Origin of the sequence: Brucella sp. IR073, assembly GCF_049065735.1 — a bacterium.
GTDB lineage: Bacteria > Pseudomonadota > Alphaproteobacteria > Rhizobiales > Rhizobiaceae > Paramesorhizobium.
Window position 1 is genome coordinate 488353 of the sequence record NZ_JBAKHD010000002.1, and the last position, 20073, is coordinate 508425.

Consider the following 20073-nt stretch of genomic DNA (forward strand, 5'->3'; position numbering starts at 1 on the left):
ATTTTGGCGCCTTGGGTTGACAGGTGGAGAATCGGTTTTGCGTTTTTCAGCGGCCACTGCAGCGGACCGGCTTCTGCCGGAAAGGTTTTCGTTGCGCCTTCGTCCGCTGACGGAGCGCATCGATACGCTGCTGACCGCCTCCAACCCGCAGGCCGGCGCGCAGCGCTCCTCGCTCGCCGCTTTCGCCATCCGCATTATCAGCGCCGCCATCGCACTTGTCTCCCAGATCGTGCTGGCGCGCTGGATGGGCGAGTTCGAATATGGTATCTATGTGCTGGTGTGGATCAGCGCCATCATCGTCGGCAACCTCTCCTGCCTCGGCTTCCACACCACCATTATCCGCTATGTGCCCGAATATTTCGAGCGTAATGAACTGAATGCAATCCGCGGGCTCTTGCGCACCGGATGGCTGTTCGGCATCATTGCCTCCACCTTCGTCGCCATTCTGGCCGGTGTCGGCGTCCATCTCTTCGCGCAGCACATCGAAAACTACTACATCCTGCCTTTCTATCTCGGCTTCGTCTGTGTTCCCATGATCGCGCTCGGCGACATGCTCGATGGCACGGCGCGCTCGCGCTCATGGGTGGTGACGGCGCTGACGCCCACCTACATCGTCCGCCCGCTTCTCGCGCTTCTCTTCATGATCGCGGCGGTGCTGGCCGGCTTCGCACCGACGGCGGCGACCGGGTTGATGGCCGCGATCCTCGCCACCTATGTGACGACCCTGAGCCAGCTCCTGCGCATCAGGGGCAGCCTTGCCCGCATCATTCCGGCGGGGCCGCGTCATCTCCATTTGCGCGAATGGTTCGCGGTCTCCGTGCCGATCTTCCTCGTCGAGGGTTTCTTCTTCCTGCTCATCAATGTCGATGTGCTGATGGTCGGCCATTTCATGGACCCGGACCATGTCGCCATCTATTTCGCCACGGTGAAAATCCTTGCGCTGGCGCATTTCGTCTATTTCGCCGTCAAGGCGGGCGTCGCGCAGCGCTATTCGCAATTGCTCCACAGCGGCGACCGTGAGCGCTTCGCCAGCTTCGTCGGCGCTTCGGTGCGCTGGACCTTCTGGCCGACGCTGGCGCTCGGTCTCGTCCTGCTCCTGCTGGGTCAGCCGCTGCTCTCGCTCTTCGGTCCGTCCTTCACGCAAGGCTATCCGCTGCTCTTCGTGCTGATCGTTGGTGTCATCGCCCGCGCCAGCGTCGGCCCGACGGAAAGCCTTCTCAACATGTCGGGCAATCAGAATGTCTGTGCCGCGCTTTATGCTGTCGCGCTCTGCATCAATGTCGTGCTCAATATTCTTCTCATCCCGCGTTTCGGCCTCATCGGCGCTGCGGTCGCCACCGCCATCGCCATGGTGTTCGAGGCGTCCTCGCTTTCGCTGATGGTCTATCGCCGCCTCGGCATCCCCATGTTCATCCTCGCCGCCCAAGCGAAATTCTCCCGTCCGGAGGAGCTATACTGATGGTCGCCATTCCCCTTCTCGAAGAAGCCGCGGGTGGATCCGCCGCGCGCGTCGTTTCGGAGATCGCAGAAAGCGATGCCATGGAGGATGTCGCCAAGAAGCTGGAAGAGAGCCTCGGGCATCGCGATATTCCGCGCAAGCTGGCGATCTATGGCGCTGCGGCGGGCTTCGAGCTTCTGGAGGAGCTGGATCATCTGACCTTCCGCTCCATCGAGCCCAACATCTTCGTCAATCCGCGCTTCCTTGCGCCCGCCATGCCGCGCCTCGACGATAGGCAGGTGCGCTTTATGGTGATGCGCGATGAGAATGAGACGCGCAGCCGTCTGCGCTTTCTCATGCCCTATACGATCGAGCGCCCGGGCCTTGCCGTTTCCGCGCCGATCATCCGCGCCTGGGCGACACCGTTCGGCCCGCAGGGCACGCCGCTCATCGACCGCGACGATCCCATCGGCGTACTCGAGGATCTTTTCGACATCTTGTCGCGCAAGCATCTGAAAATGCCCGAGGTGCTCGTCCTGCCCGATATGCGCGCTAATGGCCCGGTCGCGCAGCTGATCCGCGCCATCGCGCTTGGCCGCAATTTGCCGATCACGTCAATCGAGCGCGCCGAGCGCCCGTTCCTGGAAAGCCAGATGGAGGGCGACGCTTATCTGCGTCACGCCATCGGCTCGCATCATCGCCGGGATTATGCGCGGCTGTGGCGCAAGCTCGCCGGGCAGGGCACCTTGACCTACAGCGTCGCGCGCAGCCCGGAGGAAGTCCGCCGCCGCTGCGAGGATTTTCTGGCTTTGGAAGCTAGCGGCTGGAAGGGCAAGCGGGGCACCGCCATGGCCGTGGACCGCTACCGCGCCGCCTTCGCCCGCGAGGCGGTCAACCGGCTGGCGGAGCGGGACTTGACCCGCATTCATACGCTCGAACTCGACGGCCGCGTCATCGCCATCCTCATCGTCTTCGTCGAATCGGGCGAGGCGTGGACGTGGAAAACTGCCTATGACGAATCCTTAAGCGCCTATTCGCCCGGCACCTTGCTGATGATCGAGGTGGTGAAGAACCATCTCGAAGACCCCAACATCGCCCGCACCGATTCCTGTGCCGTTCCAGACCATCCGGTCATGTCGCGGCTCTTCAGCGAGCGGGAAGCGATCGAAACGCTGGTGATCGGTCTCAACCCCGGTGCCACCCGCGCCACCCAGCAGGCGGCCGCGCAGATCCACCTGTACCGGCGCACCCGTGACATCGCCCGCATCGTCCGCAACCGCCTGCGCTCGCTGACGGGACGGCATTAGAGGCGCCACAATCGTTTCCAGATGAAGAACGCGGCAAGGAAGAAAACATGTGGCGCTATCATGCATAGCAAGAGCGCATCGTTGCCGGCGACGTCGCCGAGGCGCGCCATTAACGGACCCGGCTGGGCTAGCAGGATCTTGCCGTTGACGAGGGTATGGGAACAGATATCCCACATGCCGTGCATCCCGATGGGAACATAGATATTCCTATAAGTGAGATAGAGATAGCCGAATAAGGCGCCGCCGATGGTGGCGTAGACGAAGCCAGGCCAACTATATTGGGCGATATGCCCCATGCCGAATATGAGCGAGACAAGCGCGACGCTCGCATGCTTGTTGTAAACGCCCGCCAGGCGGCGCAGCAGATAGCCGCGGAAAACGAGCTCCTCCTGAACGGCGTTGAAGGCTTGCGCGACGAACCACGCCAGAAAGAGGGCGGCAATTTTCGCGTGGTCGGGTATGAAGCCCTGGATGTCGAGCAGCCCGGTCAGTTGAAACAGCGCCAGAGCGCCGAAGACGAGCAGCAGTGCAAATGCCGCGCCCTTCCATAAACCCTTCAGCGAATCCCGCAGGAAGAATGCGTCCTTCCAGTTTTCCCGCTCCCACAAAACGGCAAAAAGCAGATAAAGCACAACAGCAAAAAGGAAATGAAGGATTCGGCTTTCCAGCGACGGAAAGCCCGTCAGTTCATCGATATAATCGAACGCCGGAAAGCGCCAATTCGGCAGCAAATGCCTGAGAAATGGATAGACGTAACTGTATGATGTCAAGAACAAGGCAGCATGAATGAGAACTTTCATTTTGGAAGTCATGCTTTTACTCCGGAAACGCTTCAGGTCATCATGAGGCAAACCTGCTTTATGATTGATTGCACCGGGCAGTTTCGCTGCCGCAACCAATCGCATTCATGAATGTCCAATATAGCACCATGCGGATTACGGCGGGTAATCCTGACAGGGGCGTCCTGTTAAAGTCCTGATATCGAAGCCATCCGGACCGCTCCAGCCGGTCGCATGGCTCGGTTCGAATGTCTTTTCAAATCGCCATCCCGGACAATCGGCAGGCCTTTCGGATCGTTCCCGCGGGGAACAATGCCTGTCCGCGAGCCGGCGCTCTGGCGGCCCTTAAGGAAGCCGATATGAAAACAATTGGATTTGCCTGCACGGCGGTCGATGAGCCGCATGGTTTTCGAGCGGCGCGCGCCGCGCCCCAACGACGTTGTGATGGAGATCCTCTATTGCGGTGTCTGCCACTCCGACCTTCACTGGTCACGGAACGATTGGGGCTGGACGGTTTTTCCTGCCGTTCCTGGCCATGAGATCATCGGCCGCGTGACCGAGACCGGCTCGCAGGTGACGCGCTACAAGGTGGGCCATCATGTCGCTGTCGGTTGCATGGTCGACAGCTGCCAGCAATGCGACCAGTGCCGCAAGGGCGAGGAGCAATATTGCCGTGAAGGCATGACCGGCACCTATGGCGGCATCGACCGTGTCACGGGCGAGCAGACCTATGGCGGATATTCCAAGCACCTGACCGTTCGCGAGGAATTCGCGCTTCGGGTGCCCGAAGGGCTGGATATTTCCCGCGCTGCGCCGCTGCTCTGCGCCGGCATCACGACCTATTCGCCGCTGCGCACCTGGAATGCGGGTCCCGGCAGCCGTGTCGGCGTGATCGGCCTCGGCGGTCTCGGCCATATGGCCGTCAAGCTGGCGGCGGCGATGGGCGCGGAGGTGACGGTCATCAGCCGCACGAAGGATAAGGAAGCGGATGCGCTGGCCCTCGGCACCGACTGTCTGCTTCTCTCGACCGATCCGGCCGCCATGGAAAAGGCTGCATCGAGCTTCGACCTCATCATCGACACTGTGCCGGTGGAGCATGACGTCACGCCCTATATGCCGCTGCTCGACATCGACGGCACGCTTGCCATCGTCGGACAGGTGGGCCCGATGGCAGGAATGAACACGGTTCCGTTCGTCATGGGCAGGCGGCGCGTTGCCGGTTCCATGATCGGCGGCATCAGCCAGACGCAGGAAATGCTCGATTTCTGCGCCCGGATGAACATTTCTGCCCGATGTCGAGATGATCCGCATGGATGAGATCAACGACGCATTCAAGCGCATGGAAAAAGCGGATGTGCGCTATCGCTTCGTCATCGACATGGCCTCGCTGCCTGCGGTCGAGGCGGCCTGACGCCGTGACAGCAGCCGCGCCGCCATCATCCGGCGCGGCTTTTACACCGGTTCAGCTCTTCGCCGGGCGAAAGCGTAAATGTATGAGGGGATAGGGTCGCCCTTGGCCGTCAAGCGCGGAACGTCCGATACGCTCGAAACCGATTCGCTCATAGAACGCCGTCGCTTGTGCGTTTTGCTCATTGACATCGGTTGTCAGCCGGGGATGCAGTTGAAGCGCGCAGCGGACGAGCGCCTTGCCAACGCCTTTTCCATGATGGTCCGGATCGATGAAAAGCGCTTCCATATGGCCTTCATGAAGGAACATGAAGCCAATGGGACGGTCTTCGGCATCCGCGGCGAGCGTCAGCTCGACCCGCGGGAGAAATGCCGATACCTCCTGCTCGATGGCGATACGGTCCGCCCGGCTTAGAAAATGATGCGTGGCGTCGACGGCTTTGCGCCAGATTTCGATAAGCCGCGCGGCATCCTCCGCACGGGACGGGCGCAGTCTGAACATCGCCCGCTATCTCCGCGGCGGCATCAGATTCAGCGCCGCATATTGCAGCAGCATGATGGTCTTGGCGTCCTGGATTGCGCCCGATTCGATCATGGCCAGGGCCTCATCGATCTTCAGTTCGAGCACCTCGATATCCTCGCCCTCGCCGGCGATCCCGCCGCCATCGCCTTTGCGCATGGTGGGATCATATTCAGCAACGAAGAAATGCAGGCGTTCCGTGACTGAGCCGGGGCTCATGAAACAGCTGAAGATCTGCCGTGTCTCGCCAAGGACGAGGCCGAGTTCCTCCTCAACCTCCTTGCGGATGCGCTCCTCGGGAGAAGCTTCGTCGAGCAAGCCCGCCGCCGCTTCGATCAGGAGGTCGTCATGGCCGTTGACATAGGCGGGATAGCGGAACTGCCGTGTCAGCAAGACGGTGCCGCGCACGGGATCGTAGGGAAGCAGCGTTGCGCCGTTGCCGCGATCATAGGTCTCGCGGCTCATCGTCTGCCAGCTGCCATCGGAGCGCTGCCAGTCGAATGTTGTCTTCTTGAGGAGATACCAATCGTCTGAGAGCGTCGTGACGTCGCGAATGCGGATGCGGTTCTGGATTGACATGCAAAGCCCCGACCGGATGGCGCGTAAGAACAGGCACCCGAAGGGTGCTGATTTATGGTATTGAAATTTAAGAGAAACTGGAGCGGGCGAAGGGATTCGAACCCTCGACCCCAACCTTGGCAAGGTTGTGCTCTACCCCTGAGCTACACCCGCTCGCGCCAGCGCGTCGCTGAAGACGAGGGCTATATGGCCCAACCGAATGAGGAATGCAACAGAAAATCGACGGAAATTTTTCAATTGTTTTTCGCCTGTGGAATTCCGGGCTTTCGGCCGTTGGAAAACCAGGCGAAGCGCACAGTGACATGAGAAGCCGGAAAATGTTTTCCGTTCGGCTTAAGGTGCGGTAGACCGTTTCCATCCAGAATTTGTGTGAGACCCGAACGATTTGCCATGCCGAAAACCCCTGACGAGCTTTTTGCCTTCCTCGACGAATTGGGAATCAGCGTGAAGACGGTGACCCATCCGCCGCTTTACACCGTCGCCGATTCGCAATCGCTTCGCGGCGAGATTCCCGGCGGGCATACCAAGAATCTTTTCCTCAAGGACAAGAAGGACAATTTCTTCCTTCTGACCGTGGAGGAGGATGCGGTGGTGGATCTGAAATCGGTGCATACGCTGATCGGCGCGGCCAGCCGCGTCTCCTTCGGCAAGCCGGAAAAGCTGATGGAATATCTGGGCCTCCTGCCCGGCTCGGTCAGCGCGCTCGGTGCGATCAACGACACTGGGAACCGCGTGAAGATCATTCTCGACGCGAATCTCATGCGGCATGACATCATCAATGCGCATCCGCTTACCAATGATGCGACCACCTCCATCGGACGGGACGATCTTGTGCACTTCCTGCGTGCCACCGGGCATGAGCCCGAGATATTGCCCGTGGCGGCATCACCGGACACGCCCGGGGAATAAAGCTGCCGGACAGGCCTTGAAACGCCCGTTCCAAGACACAAACTGACCATAATCCGAGAAATGCAGCGTAAAGGACGGACCATGAGCACCGATAGCAGCCAGACAGGCGCGGACATTTCCTTGCAATCGAAGCCCGCAAATGGCGCTGCGAATGCCGGCGCGCTCATCAAGGAAACCACCACCGCCGCATTCTCCGCCGATGTCATCGCCGAATCGCGCAAGCAGCCGGTGCTGGTCGATTTCTGGGCGCCCTGGTGCGGGCCCTGCAAGCAGCTGACGCCGGTTCTGGAAAAGGCGGTCAAGGAGGCAGGCGGCAGCGTCAAGCTGGTCAAGATGAATATCGAGGATCACCCCGCCATTGCCGGCCAGCTCGGCATCCAGAATATCCCCGCCGTGATCGCCTTCGTCAACGGTCAGCCGGTCGACGGCTTCATGGGCGCGCTGCCCGAATCGAAGGTGAAGGAATTTATCAGCAAGGTCGGCGGTCCCGGCGGCAAGGACGCGGCGATCGAAGAGGCGCTGGCCGCTGCAGCGGAACTTGTCACCCATGCGGATTATGACGAGGCCGCCCAGCTCTATTCGGCGATCCTGCAGGAAGCGCCCGGCAATATCACCGCGATTGCGGGCCTGGCGAACTGCCTCATCGAAATGGGCGACAGGGAGCGGGCGCGTAAGGTGCTCGACGATGTGCCCGGCGACAAGAAGAACGACGCGGCCATCCGCGCCGTGGAGGCCCGGCTGGCGCTGGCGGAGCAGGCGGCGAAGCTCGGTGATCCGAAAGAGCTTGAAGCGAGGATCGCCAAGGATCCAAAGGACTATCAGGCGCGTTTCGATCTCGCCATGATTCACAATGCGCAAGGTCGCCGCATGGAAGCCGCCGACGAGCTTCTGGCGATCATGCGGGCCGACCGCAACTGGAACGACGACGGTGCGCGCAAGGAATTGCTGCAGCTGTTCGAGGCATGGGGACCGGCCGACGCGGCAACACTGGCGGCGCGGCGCAAACTGTCCTCGCTGCTTTTCTCCTAGGGGCGGAAAGGCGGAAAGGGACGAAATCAACAGCTGCCGCAGGCGGCAGGGAGAGAGTGTTTCGATGCAGGCGGGCAATGCGCATTACCGCACTATAAAGGATGTTCCGGATGTCATTCCGGTCTTCCCGCTGAGGGCTGCGCTGCTCTTGCCGAACGGGCAGCTGCCGCTCAACATCTTCGAGCCGCGCTATATCGAAATGCTGGACGCCGCCATGGCGGGCAGGCGCATCATAGGCATGATCCAGCCCTGCCTCGAGGGTGACACGGGCGCGGCCGCGCGCGCAGTCCCCGATCTCTGCGAGGTCGGCTGCATGGGCCGGGTCACAACCTATGCCGAAACCGGCGACGGTCGTGTCCTGATCACGCTTCAGGGCATTTGCCGCTTCCGCGTTCTGGACGAAATCTCCAGCCGCCTGCCGTTCCGCCAATGCCGCGTCGCGCCTTTCCTGGCCGACCTCGACGAAGCCGCAGGCACGATGGATATCGACCGCCAGGCGCTGCTCAAGACCTTCCGCGATTATCTCGAGGCCAACAGTCTCACCGCGGATTGGGACAGTATCTCGCGGGCCGGCAATGAGATGCTGGTGAATGCGCTTTCGATGATGTCGCCCTTCGGCGCGGCGGAAAAACAAGCTCTTCTCGAAGCCCCTGATCTCAAGGCGCGCGCCGAGACCCTGATCGCCATCACCGAAATCGCGCTCGCCAAGGAGCGGGACGATTTCGGTTCCAGCCTGCAATAATCGAAAGGCTCCGCTATGAGCGAAGAGACAAAATCATCGGCCATCGATCCGAAGCTTCTGGAACTCCTCGTCTGCCCGCTGACCAAAAGCCGGCTGGTCTATGACGCGGAGCATGAAGAGTTGATTTCGGAAAAGGCAGGCCTCGCCTATCCGGTGCGCGACGGCATTCCCATCATGCTGCCTTCGGAGGCGAGGACCATTGGTGAGTGAAGGTTAAGCGAAGGCACGCTCATTCGCTTAACCTTTTATTCTTTTAGAAATGATCCTTCCGCTTGCGGATTTCCGCAAAAATCTCCTCATTGCCGGCATTTTGCATCCCGAGTCTCACGCGGATGCCCTGGTCGTGCCAGCGCAGGAAGGGGTTGGTGGCCATTTCGAGGGCGATGGTGGTGGGGAGGGTCGGCTTGCCGGCTTCGCGCAGGCGGGTGATTTCCTTTGCGCGTTCCTTCAAGGCCGGGTTTTCCGGATCGATGGTGAGCGCAAAGCGGGCGTTGCTCTCGGTGTATTCATGGCCGCAATAGATCGCCGTGTCGCCCGGCAGCGCGACGAGGCGTTCGAGCGAGCGGAACATGGTCGCAGGCGTGCCTTCGAACAGCCTGCCGCAGCCCAGCGCGAACAGCGTGTCGCCCGTGAAGGCCACCTTGGCCTGGGGAAGATAATAAGAAACCTCACCCGCCGTATGGCCGGGGGTTTCGATCACGTCCACATCGAAGCGGCCGAATTTGAAACGGTCGCCATGGGAGACCGTGCGGTCGATACCGGGGATCTTGTCCTTTTCCGCTTCCGGGCCGGTGATCGTCAGGCCGAACCTGGCTTTCAGCGCAAGATTGGCTTCGACGTGGTCGATATGATGATGGGTCGTGAAAATCTCGTCCAGCGTCCAGCCGCGCCGTTTCAGGGCAGCCAGAACAGCCGTTTCCTCCGGCGCGTCGATGGCGGCGGTGAGGCCGCTTTCGGGATCGTGGATCAGGACGCCGAAATTATCGCTTCGGCACATGAATTGCTCGATTTCGATCGGCGGCAGCGGGGCCATGGCCATGGTTTCTTCTCCCATTGATGGTGCGTGATCTTATCCTGGAAGCCTGTGACTCCTAGGGATCACGCTTTGGGTTCCAGCGAGTGTTTCATGATGAGGGGCATCTGGGACAGCGTGAAGATCACGGTGATCGGCATGATGCCCCACACCTTGAAGGCGACCCAGGTGTCGGTCGAAAAGTTGCGCCAGACGATCTCGTTGAGGACGGCGAGCAACAGGAAGAACAGCCCCCAGCGAAAGGTGAGCTTGCGCCAGCCTTCCGCGTCGAGCTTGAACGCCTGATCGAAGACATAGCCGAGCAGCGATTTGCCGAAGACGAGGCCGCCGAGGAGGACCACGCCGAAGAGACCGTTGATGATGGTCGGCTTCATCTTGATGAAAGTGTCGTTGTGAAGCCATAGTGTCAGCGTGCCGAAGACGAGGACGACTAGCCCCGAGACGAGCGGCATGATCGGCAGGGTGCGCGTCATCGCCCATGAGACGGCGAGCGCGATCACCGTCGCGGCCATGAAGAGCGCGGTGGCGAGGAAGATCGGCCCGCCGAAAACGCCCAGGGCCGGGAAATGCTCAAGCAGCGATTCCCCGCGCGAGTTGGCGAAGAAGAAGACGAGCAGTGGCCCCAGCTCCAGCGCCAGTTTCAGAAGCGGCGGTACTTCCTTGCGGATTGGGTCCGACGCGGCTGCCGGGTCGGAGGGATCGCGTTCGAATATCTGGTGATCCATTATGCCACTCCTGCGATTGCTCGGGCGAAATCATTCGCGGCGAAGGGTTCGAGGTCGTCTATGCCTTCGCCGACGCCGATGAAATAGACCGGCAGCTTGTGACGGGCGGCGATGGCGACGAGGATGCCGCCGCGCGCCGTGCCGTCGAGCTTGGTCATGACGAGGCCATTGACGCCAGCGATATTCTTGAAAATCTCCACCTGGTTCATGGCGTTCTGCCCGGTGGTGGCGTCGAGGGTCTGGAGCACCGTATGCGGCGCTTCCGGGTCGTTCTTGCCGAGAACGCGGACGATCTTGGCAAGTTCATCCATCAGCTCGGTTTTGTTCTGCAGGCGCCCGGCGGTGTCGATGATGAGCACGTCGCTGCCCGCCGCCTTTGCCTTTTCCCAGGCGTCATAGGCAAGGCCCGCGGCATCGGCCCCAAGCTTGGAAGAGACGACCGGCGCGCCGGTGCGCTCGCCCCAGATGTGGAGCTGCTCGATCGCGGCGGCGCGGAAGGTGTCGCCAGCAGCCAGCATCACCTTGAGGCCGCCGGCCGTCAACTTTGCCGCCAGCTTGCCGATGGTGGTGGTCTTGCCGGTGCCGTTGACGCCCACCACCAGAATCACATGGGGCTTGTGAGAGAGGTCGAGTTCCAGGGGCTTGGCGACCGGGGCGAGGACCTTTTCGATCTCCGCGCTCATGATGGCGCGCACTTCGTCCGTGGCGATATCCTTGCCGTAGCGTCCCGAGGCGAGGGCGTCGGTGATGCGCGTCGCGGTCTCTAAGCCGAGGTCGGCCTGGATCAGCACGTCTTCAAGGTCCTGCAGTGTGTCTTCGTCGAGCTTGCGTTTGGTGAAGATGCCGCCAATGGAGTCGCCCAATTGCTGCGAGGAGCGCGACAGGCCCTTGCGCAGGCGCTCAAACCAAGTGCCCTTCTTTTCCGGCGCGGGGGCGGGCGCTTCTTCCTCGTCGCGCGCCTCGACAGCCTTGCCGACCGCGACCTTTTTCGCTTGCGGCTTTTGCGGGGCGGGCTCGAGGATGAATTCCTCTTCGGCGGGTTGCGACTCCGGCGCGGGCGCGGCCGGCGGCGGCTCGACGGCAGGGGGCGCGTCGATGGTGATTTCGAATTCGGTAACCGGCGCGTCTTCGGCTTCGGCTAGAGGCGGTTGAATTTCCTCCTCGAATGCTTCCTGCGGCGCTATATCCTCGGCAGCCTGCGCCGTTGCAGCGTCTTCGGGCGTATCCGCCTCCGGCACCTCTTCGACCGGCGTTTCCTCGACCTCTTTTTTGCCGAAGGAAAATATCTTCTTGATGAATCCGATAGCCATCTAAGGTTTGGACCTGTTCAATCTATCAAGCCGCTTGGGCGTTTGCAGGCATAGCGATCAGTTTTTCGCCGTCATGTCCGGCGATGCGGCGTTCGACGATAGTGCCCGGCTCGCCGCCATCGAGCGCGGTCAAGGTGAAGCCCTCGGTGCGGCCCAGCCCTTCGCGCTCCACCAATATTTTCTGCACGGTGCCCTGTAGCTTATCGAGGTGCGCGGCATAGGCGCGGTCGCCTTCGGCGCGCAGCCGCGCGGCACGTTCCTTGACGGTCTGGCGCGCCACCTGCGGCATCCGCGCGGCGGGCGTGCCCTCGCGAGGCGAGAAGGGGAAGACGTGCAGATGCGTCAGCCCGCATTCTTTCACGATTTTAAGCGAGTTCTCGAACATTTCCTCGGTTTCGGTCGGGAAACCGGCGATGATGTCGGCGCCGAAGACGATGTCGGGGCGGATCTGCCGCACCGTCTCGCAGAAGTGGATGGAATCGTCGCGCAAATGCCGGCGCTTCATGCGCTTCAGGATCATGTTGTCGCCCGATTGCAGCGACAGGTGCAGATGCGGCATCAGGCGCTTTTCGCTCGCCAGCGCTTCCATCAAGTCGTCGTCGGCCTCGATGGAGTCGATGGAGGAAAGGCGCAGGCGCTGGAGGTCGGGTATCTGGGCAAGGATCGTCTTCACCAGCTTGCCGAGGCGCGGAGTGCCGGGCAAATCGGCACCATAGCTCGTCATGTCGACGCCGGTCAGCACCACTTCCAGATAGCCATTGCCGACAAGGCGCTTCACCTGCTCCACCACCGCGCCCATCGGCACGGAGCGGGAATTGCCCCTGCCATAGGGGATGATGCAGAAGGTGCAGCGATGGTCACAGCCATTCTGCACCTGCACGAAGGCGCGGGCGCGGCCCTCTATGGCATCGACCATATGGCTCGCGGTCTCGCGCACCTCGAAGATATCGTTGACGCGGACCTTCTCGAACTGATTGACGCCGAAATCCGGCAGCATGCGGTATGAGTTGGCTTTCAGCTTCTCTTCATTGCCGAGGACGAGATCCACTTCGTCCATGGCGGCGAAATCGTCCGCGCCGGTCTGCGCGGCGCAGCCGGTGACGATGATGCGCGCGTTCGGATTTTCACGCCGTGCCTTGCGGATCGCCTGCCGTGCCTGCCGCACCGCCTCGCTGGTGACGGCGCAGGTGTTGAAGACAATGGCGCCGCCCTCGACCTGTCCGAGGCCCGCAGCGTCGGCCTCCCGCTTCATCACCTCGGATTCGTAAGTGTTGAGGCGGCAGCCGAATGTGACGATCTCGACGGCCATTATGCGATACCCCGCTCGGCCGGCTGGAGGGGGGCGTTGGAAGTCCATTCGCCCGTGGCAGGGTCGAAGCGTCCCGAAAACTCGAATTCCGCCGGGCCGGTCATCAGGACGTGATCATCCTCTCGCCATTCGATGAGCAGCGGCCCGCCGGGGACGGTGACGGTGACGGTGCGGCCCGTCCGCCCGGTGCGCGCAGCACTCACGGCGGCGGCGCAGGCGGCGGAACCGCAGGCAAGGGTAAGGCCCGCGCCGCGCTCCCAGGTGCGCAAGGTCAATGCATCGTCCGCGGTGACATGGGCGATGGAGATATTGGCGCGCTCGGGAAAGATCGGGTGGTTTTCCAAGAGCGGGCCGAATTTATCCAGCTCATAGGACCAGACGTCGCGGTCAACCCAGAAGACAGCGTGCGGATTGCCCATGGAGGCGACGGAGGGCGAATGCAGCACCGGCGCGTCGATGGGGCCGACCTGCAATTCGATCCGGCGCGTATCGGCGAATTCCTCGGCAAGCGGGATGTCCCGCCAGCCGAAGCGCGGGCGGCCCATATCGACGGTGATGAGCCCGTCGGAGCGTTCCTCCGCTGTCAGAATACCGGCCAGCGTCTCGAAGGTGAAGCGGTCGCGTCCGGTCTCGACCCCAAGCGCCTGCACCACGCAGCGCATGCCATTGCCGCAGGCCTGGGCGAGCGTGCCGTCGCAATTGATGATCTCAATGTAGTAATCGGTATCCGGGGTGCGCGGATCATGAATGGCCATGATCTGGTCGAACTTCGTCGCCGGGTGACGCGCGAGCGCTATGGCCGCCGCCGGAGCGATACGGTCGCCGCGCCCGCGCATGTCGGCAACGATGATCGCGTTGCCCAGTCCGTTCATCCTGGCAAAAGCCGCCTGTACGCCCATGGCCTCGCTATAGTCCCACTTTGCCGCAAAGTGAGGCTAGTCTCACTTTGCCAATAAGTGGGACTATATGGCGGAATTGGCAAGAAATTGCCAGACACTCATTCCGGACATGGTTTCAGCCGCCGTCAGCGCGGGATGAAGCCGCCGAAGAGGACCGCGAGCAGCAGCAGGATAAGGCCGACGAAAATCAGCAGCCTGACGCCCGTTGCGGCGACCCCGGCGATTCCATGAAAACCCAAAAAGCTGGCGATGACCGCCACGATGAAAAGTACGATAATCCAATGCAGCATAATCAGTCCCCTTAACGGTTTAATCGGAAGTACAGTTCTTCAATGATTTGAAGCCCGTTCCGGTTCCGTTGTTGCCGGTCCGCTTCGTAGAGAAGGGTGTGGCATCCATGCCCCAGTCATGGAGTTTTTTCGGCTGAAATGCGGGGCCGGGGTGGCTATGGCGGCTAAAAACTGTGCGCCCGGTTGCATTTTCGCCAACATCGCCATTTTATCACCATGGCTTTAGTCGCATGGTCTTTCCTGAGAAGTCTCCTACTTTTCGGGACATGCTCTGGAATATTGATTGACCAAAGGCAGTGCCGGGAATACGAGGCTCGGCTCTCGCAGAGGAGATAGTGATGGAGATTTCAAGGACGAGGGGCATTTCGAAGGCGGGGCTGATGAGCCTTGCAGCGGTCGCCATCCTTGCTGCTGGCTGCCAGAGCGAGCGGATGGGTAATCTCGACACCGTATCGCCTCCCCCTCCGCCGCCGCCCTTGCGGGCTGCGCCCACCGGCAATGTGCAAGCGAGCGCGCTGCCTGCGCCCGGCGCATCGCAATTTCCGGCTCCGCCCTCCGGGCCGCAAGGCACGGCTCCGGGCGAGGGCACGCAGATGGCCAGCCTGCCGCCCGAAACCGCGGCGGAGCTGACGCCCGGCAAGGTCGCCGGGGTCTGGACGGCTTCGATCGCGGGGCAGACCTGCAAGATCGCGACGCCGCAGACGAAATTCGGCCAGGGCTATCGCGCCGGTCCGCTGAAATGCCCTGCGGAACTCGCCAATCTCGGTTCCTGGACGGTCAACGGCAAGCAGCTCGCCCTCTATGACAAATCCGGCGGCACGGTGGCGACGCTCTATTCGTCCAGCGAAGGCCGTTTCGACGGGCAGACCTCCAGCGGCCAGGCCATCAGCCTCTCGCGTTAAAGCACAATTGGCGGAACGGAAATGTCCTTTGACCAGAAGCTGAAGGCGTTTCCGTCTGTCCGCGAGCGTTACGATGCGCTGGCTGCCGCCGGAGAAATCAATCCGGACGCGGAACAGCGCGCGCTTGCGGACCGGTTCGACCGGCTGATCGAGGAGATCGGCGAAAAGCGCCTTTCCAAGAAGACGAGCGCGCTTGGCTGGCTGTTCGCGCGCAAGGCGGCGAATCGCGCGCCGGTCAAGGGCCTTTACGTCTATGGCGAGGTCGGGCGCGGCAAGACCATGCTCATGGATATGTTCTATGGGCTGGTGCCGGTTAAGCGGAAGCGCCGGGCGCATTTCAACGATTTCATGGCTGATGTGCATGAGCGCATTCACGCCCACCGGCAGGCCTTCAAGCGCGGTGAGACGAAGCAGGAAGACCCGATCCCGCCGGTTGCGGAAGCTCTAGCGGAGGCAGCGTGGGTCCTGTGCTTCGACGAGTTCACGGTGACCGATATTGCCGACGCGATGATCCTGTCGCGGCTCTTCGGCGCACTGTTCGAGCGCGGCGTGGTGCTGGTGGCGACGTCGAATGTCGCGCCTGATAATCTCTACCGTGACGGGCTCAACCGCCAGCTCTTCCTGCCCTTTATCGATCTGCTGAAGACCCATGTGGATGTCGTCAATCTCGATGCGCGCACGGATTACCGGCTTGAGAAGCTCAACCGCCAGCCGGTCTATGTGACGCCGCTGGGGGAGGAGGCGAAGCGCCAGATGGACGCGGCGTGGGCCGTGGCGACTGACGGCGCGAAGGAACATTCAGACGTTCTGGTCGTGAAAGGCCATGAGGTGGCTGTCCCGCGCGCGGCGGGCAAGGCAGCGCGTTTCTCCTTCGGCGACCTCTGCACCAAACCGCTCGGCGCGTCGGATTACATGGCGGTCGTCCGCCGCTATCACACGATTTTTATCGACGACGTGCCGGTACTTGATTATTCGCGGCGCAACGAGGCCAAGCGGTTTATCCTGCTGATTGATACGCTCTACGACCATCACGCCCGGCTGGTGATGTCCGCCGAGGCGACACCGGACAAGCTCTATTCGGCGCCGTCGGGTACGGAGGCATTCGAGTTCGAGCGCACGGCGTCACGATTGTTCGAGATGCAATCGCAGGAATATCTCGAAGCGGCGGAGGCGGGCGATCCGCGGGTGGTTGCGGAAGATGCGGCTGGCGTTTAAGGGCACAGCGCCGCCGCGTCGTCATCCTCGGGCTTGTCTCGAGGATCTGCCGAGGGTGCACAAAATCGTAAGTCAATAAAGCCCGTAGCGACGGATGGAGACGTTGGCAGATCCTCGGGACAAGCCCGAGGATGACGATCATGAGACCACTCCGCCATTGATCCGCCAAAATTAATTGACGTTTACGTAAGACATTATATTTCTAACCGATTGAAAATATTGATCACAAAAGAATCGGTTGAGTTCTTTTTCAAACAGGCCTATCGACTTGCCCAGCTGCTTGGGACTTTCGGGGAGGCTGCCTCAGGTTTTCCAAGCGTTTCTTGGCACCACAGTTCAGGGAAGAAAACCAGCATGGCACGCAACAAGATCGCCCTTATCGGCGCTGGCATGATCGGCGGCACGCTCGCCCATCTGGCCGGGCTCAAGGAACTCGGGGACGTTGTCCTGTTCGATATCGCCGAAGGCACGCCGCAGGGCAAGGGCCTCGACATTGCCGAATCCTCGCCGGTCGATGGTTTCGACGCGAAGTTCACGGGTGCGAACGACTATGCAGCCATCGCGGGCGCGGATGTGGTGATCGTCACCGCCGGCGTGCCGCGCAAGCCGGGCATGAGCCGCGACGACCTTCTGGGCATCAACCTCAAGGTCATGGAGCAGGTGGGCGCGGGCATCAAGCAATATGCGCCCAACGCATTCGTCATCTGCATCACCAATCCGCTCGACGCCATGGTCTGGGCGCTGCAGAAATTCTCCGGCCTCCCGCAGAACAAGGTCGTCGGCATGGCGGGCGTGCTCGACTCGGCCCGCTTCCGCTATTTCCTCGCCGAAGAATTCGGCGTGTCGGTGGAAGACGTGACGGCCTTCGTGCTCGGCGGTCACGGCGACTCGATGGTGCCGCTGGCGCGCTATTCGACGGTCGCGGGCATTCCGCTGCCGGACCTCGTCAAGATGGGTTGGACGACACAGCAGAACCTCGACAACATCATCCAGCGCACGCGCGACGGCGGCGCGGAGATCGTCGGCCTGCTGAAGACCGGCTCGGCCTATTATGCGCCCGCCGCCTCGGCCATCCAGATGGCGGAAGCCTATCTGAAGGACAAGAAGCGCGTGCTTCCGGTCGCCGCGCATCTTTCCGGCCAGTATGGCGTTAGCGATATGTATGTCGGCGTGCCGGTCGTGATCGGCGCCAACGGCGTGGAACGCATCATCGAGATTTCGCTCGACGCGGACGAGAAGGCGCAGTTCGACAAGTCGGTCGCGGCGGTCAAGGGCCTCTGCGACGCCTGCGAAACCATCGCGCCGAACTTGAAATAAAAAGTTCAACCGAACGTGATTTAGCCATCACGTTCGGTTCACCATCATCTGGATATGTTCCGTGAGTTTTTTGCTCGCATGATCTTATCCGAAAAGTCTGCAACTTTTCGGGATCATGCTAAATTCGCGGCTAGCCATCCGACAAAGGACATTCCCGCATGAACATTCATGAATATCAGGCCAAGCGCCTGCTCCACTCCTACGGCGCGCCGATCGCCAATGGCGTGGCCGTCTATTCCGTCGAGCAGGCGGAAGAGTGGGCGAAGTCGCTTCCGGGCCCGCTCTATGTGGTCAAGAGCCAGATCCACGCCGGCGGTCGCGGCAAGGGCAAGTTCAAGGAGCTCGGCCCCGATGCCAAGGGCGGCGTGCGCCTCGCCAAGTCGGTCGACGAAGTGGTCGCCAACGTCAAGGAAATGCTTGGCAATACGCTCGTCACCAAGCAGACCGGCCCCGCCGGCAAGCAGGTGAACCGCCTCTATATCGAGGACGGCGCGGATATCGATCGCGAGCTCTATCTCTCGATCCTGATCGACCGCACGGTCGGCCGTCCGGCCTTTGTCGTCTCGACGGAAGGCGGCATGGATATCGAGGCGGTGGCCGAAGAGACGCCTGAAAAGATCGTGACGCTCGCCATCGACCCGGAGACGGGCGTGACGGACGCCGACTCGAACAAGCTCGCCGATGCGCTGAAGCTGGAAGGCGCGGCGCGTGAAGACGGTTTGAAGCTGTTCCCGATCCTCTACAAGGCCTTCACCGAGAAGGATATGAGCCTGCTCGAGGTCAATCCGCTGATCGTGATGAAGGACGGCCATCTTCGTGTTCTCGACGCCAAGGTGTCGTTCGACAACAACGCCCTGTTCCGTCACCCGGATGTTGTCGAGCTGCGCGACACGACCGAGGAAGACGACAAGGAAATCGAAGCGTCCAAGTATGACCTCGCCTATGTCGCGCTCGACGGCAATATCGGCTGCATGGTCAATGGCGCCGGCCTTGCCATGGCGACGATGGACATCATCAAGCTCTACGGCGCGGAGCCTGCGAACTTCCTCGATGTCGGCGGCGGCGCTTCCAAGGAGAAGGTGACGGCGGCGTTCAAGATCATCACCGCTGACCCGGCGGTCGAGGGCATCCTCGTCAACATCTTCGGCGGCATCATGAAGTGCGACGTCATCGCCGAAGGCGTGATCGCGGCGGTGAAGGAAGTGGGCCTCAAGGTTCCGCTGGTCGTGCGCCTCGAAGGCACCAATGTCGAACTCGGCAAGAAGATCATCAACGAGAGCGGCCTCAATGTCATTTCGGCCGACGATCTCGACGATGCGGCGCAGAAGATCGTCGCTGCGGTGAAGGGGAACTAAGATATGTCCATTCTCGTCAACAAAGACACCAAAGTTCTCGTTCAAGGCCTGACCGGCAAGACCGGCACTTTCCATACCGAGCAGGCGCTGGCCTATTACGGCACGCAGATGGTCGGCGGCATCAACCCGAAGAAGGGCGGAGAGACCTGGGAAGGCTCCAAGGGCGAAAAGCTCCCGATCTTCGCGACCGTCGCCGAAGGCAAGGAAGCGACCGGCGCGAATGCATCGGTCATCTATGTGCCGCCCGCAGGCGCGGCTGCCGCGATCATCGAGGCCATCGATGCGGAAATTCCGCTGATCGTCTGCATCACCGAGGGCATTCCTGTGATGGACATGGTCAAGGTGAAGGCACGGCTCGACCGGTCGAATTCGCGTCTTCTCGGACCGAACTGTCCGGGCGTTCTGACGCCCGAGGAATGCAAGATCGGCATCATGCCGGGCAATATCTTCAAGAAGGGCTCCGTGGGTGTTGTTTCGCGCTCGGGCACGCTTACCTATGAAGCTGTGTTCCAGACGTCGAACGAAGGCCTCGGCCAGACCACAGCTGTCGGCATCGGCGGCGATCCGGTCAAGGGCACGGAATTCATCGACATCCTCGAGATGTTCCTGGCCGATGACGAGACCAAGTCGATCGTGATGATTGGCGAGATCGGCGGTTCTGCCGAAGAGGACGCGGCGCAGTTCCTCAAGGACGAAGCCAAGAAGGGCCGCAAGAAGCCGATGGTCGGCTTCATCGCCGGCCGGACGGCTCCTCCGGGACGCACCATGGGCCATGCCGGTGCGGTCATTTCCGGCGGCAAGGGCGGCGCGGAAGACAAGATCGCGGCGATGGAATCGGCGGGCATCCGCGTTTCCCCGTCGCCGGCACAGCTCGGCAAGACGCTTGTCGAGGTGCTGAAGGGTTAAGGGAGTAAGGGAATAGGGGAATAAGGCAGTAAGGGATTATTAATCTTGCTGCCTGTTGCCTTATCGCCCTAGTCCCTTTCGAAGTATTGAGAGAGTAAGCAA

Annotated in this window: 20 protein-coding genes, 1 tRNA gene and 1 pseudogene; 12 read left to right on the forward strand and 10 right to left on the reverse strand. The window is 61.3% G+C overall.

All coding sequences use genetic code 11. The features are described from left to right. Window positions 1–37: 37 nt before the first annotated feature. On the forward strand, window positions 38–1459 hold the full coding sequence (locus ACOWVG_RS06140) for a lipopolysaccharide biosynthesis protein (RefSeq protein ID WP_420960622.1): 1422 nt from the start codon (window positions 38–40) through the stop codon (window positions 1457–1459). Then, window positions 1459–2745 carry a type IV secretion system effector crotonyl transferase BspF gene (gene bspF, locus ACOWVG_RS06145; RefSeq protein WP_420960623.1) on the forward strand — a complete coding sequence of 429 codons (1287 nt, stop codon included), beginning with the start codon at window positions 1459–1461 and terminating at the stop codon, window positions 2743–2745. Before ACOWVG_RS06140 ends, bspF begins: the two co-directional genes overlap by 1 nt. On the opposite strand, the gene ACOWVG_RS06150 is transcribed toward bspF, so the two are convergent. Further along, on the reverse strand, window positions 2742–3650 hold the full coding sequence (locus ACOWVG_RS06150; protein WP_420960624.1) for a CPBP family intramembrane glutamic endopeptidase: 909 nt from the start codon (window positions 3648–3650) through the stop codon (window positions 2742–2744). The genes bspF and ACOWVG_RS06150 overlap by 4 nt on opposite strands. A gap of 267 nt (window positions 3651–3917) precedes the next feature. Between ACOWVG_RS06150 and ACOWVG_RS06155 the strand changes: the two are divergent. After that, a pseudogene (locus tag ACOWVG_RS06155) lies at window positions 3918–4935 on the forward strand (NAD(P)-dependent alcohol dehydrogenase). A 51-nt stretch (window positions 4936–4986) separates the two neighbouring features. On the opposite strand, the gene ACOWVG_RS06160 reads toward ACOWVG_RS06155, so the two are convergent. The 3 genes from ACOWVG_RS06160 to ACOWVG_RS06170 all read right to left on the reverse strand — a co-directional run bounded on the left by ACOWVG_RS06160 (window position 4987) and on the right by ACOWVG_RS06170 (window position 6183). Then, a complete protein-coding gene (locus ACOWVG_RS06160) occupies window positions 4987–5433 on the reverse strand; it encodes an acetyltransferase (protein WP_420960625.1) in 447 nt (148 codons plus the stop codon). 6 nt (window positions 5434–5439) lie between these two features. Then, window positions 5440–6030 carry an NUDIX domain-containing protein gene (locus tag ACOWVG_RS06165; protein WP_420960626.1) on the reverse strand — a complete coding sequence of 197 codons (591 nt, stop codon included), beginning with the start codon at window positions 6028–6030 and terminating at the stop codon, window positions 5440–5442. Between the two features lie 78 nt (window positions 6031–6108). Then, window positions 6109–6183, reverse strand: a tRNA-Gly gene (locus ACOWVG_RS06170). A 237-nt stretch (window positions 6184–6420) separates the two neighbouring features. On the opposite strand from ACOWVG_RS06170, the gene ACOWVG_RS06175 reads away from it, so the two are divergent. From ACOWVG_RS06175 to ACOWVG_RS06190, 4 genes are all read left to right on the forward strand, one after another. Further along, a complete protein-coding gene (locus ACOWVG_RS06175; RefSeq protein WP_420960627.1) occupies window positions 6421–6939 on the forward strand; it encodes a prolyl-tRNA synthetase associated domain-containing protein in 519 nt (172 codons plus the stop codon). Between the two features lie 81 nt (window positions 6940–7020). After that, window positions 7021–7968, forward strand: coding sequence for a thioredoxin (gene trxA, locus ACOWVG_RS06180; protein ID WP_420960629.1), 948 nt, complete (start codon window positions 7021–7023; stop codon window positions 7966–7968). A gap of 64 nt (window positions 7969–8032) precedes the next feature. Continuing rightward, entirely contained in the window at window positions 8033–8710 is a 678-nt protein-coding gene (locus ACOWVG_RS06185) for an LON peptidase substrate-binding domain-containing protein (protein WP_420960630.1), read from the forward strand. Window positions 8711–8725: 15 nt separating this feature from the next. Then, complete coding sequence (locus ACOWVG_RS06190) at window positions 8726–8920, forward strand: Trm112 family protein (protein ID WP_420960631.1); 195 nt, start codon at window positions 8726–8728, stop codon at window positions 8918–8920. Window positions 8921–8963: 43 nt separating this feature from the next. On the opposite strand, the gene gloB is transcribed toward ACOWVG_RS06190, so the two are convergent. The 6 genes from gloB to ACOWVG_RS06220 all read right to left on the reverse strand — a co-directional run bounded on the left by gloB (window position 8964) and on the right by ACOWVG_RS06220 (window position 14276). Next, window positions 8964–9743, reverse strand: a complete 780-nt coding sequence (gene gloB, locus ACOWVG_RS06195) for a hydroxyacylglutathione hydrolase (RefSeq protein WP_420960818.1) — start codon at window positions 9741–9743, stop codon at window positions 8964–8966. A gap of 65 nt (window positions 9744–9808) precedes the next feature. Beyond that, window positions 9809–10468: a septation protein A gene (locus ACOWVG_RS06200; protein ID WP_420960632.1), complete on the reverse strand. Its 660-nt coding sequence runs from the start codon at window positions 10466–10468 to the stop codon at window positions 9809–9811. Then, entirely contained in the window at window positions 10468–11778 is a 1311-nt protein-coding gene (gene ftsY / locus ACOWVG_RS06205; protein WP_420960633.1) for a signal recognition particle-docking protein FtsY, read from the reverse strand. Before ftsY ends, ACOWVG_RS06200 begins: the two co-directional genes overlap by 1 nt. Before the next feature lie 25 nt (window positions 11779–11803). Then, complete coding sequence (mtaB, locus tag ACOWVG_RS06210) at window positions 11804–13087, reverse strand: tRNA (N(6)-L-threonylcarbamoyladenosine(37)-C(2))-methylthiotransferase MtaB (RefSeq protein WP_420960634.1); 1284 nt, start codon at window positions 13085–13087, stop codon at window positions 11804–11806. Beyond that, on the reverse strand, window positions 13087–13986 hold the full coding sequence (dapF, locus tag ACOWVG_RS06215) for a diaminopimelate epimerase (protein ID WP_420960635.1): 900 nt from the start codon (window positions 13984–13986) through the stop codon (window positions 13087–13089). The genes mtaB and dapF overlap by 1 nt, the downstream gene beginning before the upstream one ends. A 125-nt stretch (window positions 13987–14111) precedes the next feature. Further along, window positions 14112–14276, reverse strand: a complete 165-nt coding sequence (locus tag ACOWVG_RS06220; RefSeq protein WP_420960636.1) for a DUF1328 domain-containing protein — start codon at window positions 14274–14276, stop codon at window positions 14112–14114. 338 nt (window positions 14277–14614) lie between these two features. On the opposite strand from ACOWVG_RS06220, the gene ACOWVG_RS06225 reads away from it, so the two are divergent. From ACOWVG_RS06225 to sucD, 5 genes are all read left to right on the forward strand, one after another. Further along, on the forward strand, window positions 14615–15178 hold the full coding sequence (locus tag ACOWVG_RS06225; protein ID WP_420960637.1) for a protease inhibitor Inh/omp19 family protein: 564 nt from the start codon (window positions 14615–14617) through the stop codon (window positions 15176–15178). Between the two features lie 21 nt (window positions 15179–15199). Continuing rightward, complete coding sequence (zapE, locus tag ACOWVG_RS06230) at window positions 15200–16393, forward strand: cell division protein ZapE (RefSeq protein ID WP_420960638.1); 1194 nt, start codon at window positions 15200–15202, stop codon at window positions 16391–16393. 354 nt (window positions 16394–16747) lie between these two features. Beyond that, window positions 16748–17710 (forward strand): malate dehydrogenase, encoded by a 963-nt coding sequence (gene mdh, locus ACOWVG_RS06235; RefSeq protein WP_420960639.1) that lies wholly within the window; start codon window positions 16748–16750, stop codon window positions 17708–17710. Between the two features lie 158 nt (window positions 17711–17868). Further along, complete coding sequence (gene sucC, locus ACOWVG_RS06240; RefSeq protein ID WP_420960640.1) at window positions 17869–19065, forward strand: ADP-forming succinate--CoA ligase subunit beta; 1197 nt, start codon at window positions 17869–17871, stop codon at window positions 19063–19065. A gap of 3 nt (window positions 19066–19068) precedes the next feature. Next, a complete protein-coding gene (gene sucD / locus ACOWVG_RS06245; RefSeq protein WP_420960642.1) occupies window positions 19069–19971 on the forward strand; it encodes a succinate--CoA ligase subunit alpha in 903 nt (300 codons plus the stop codon). The last annotated feature ends 102 nt before the right edge of the window (window positions 19972–20073 follow it).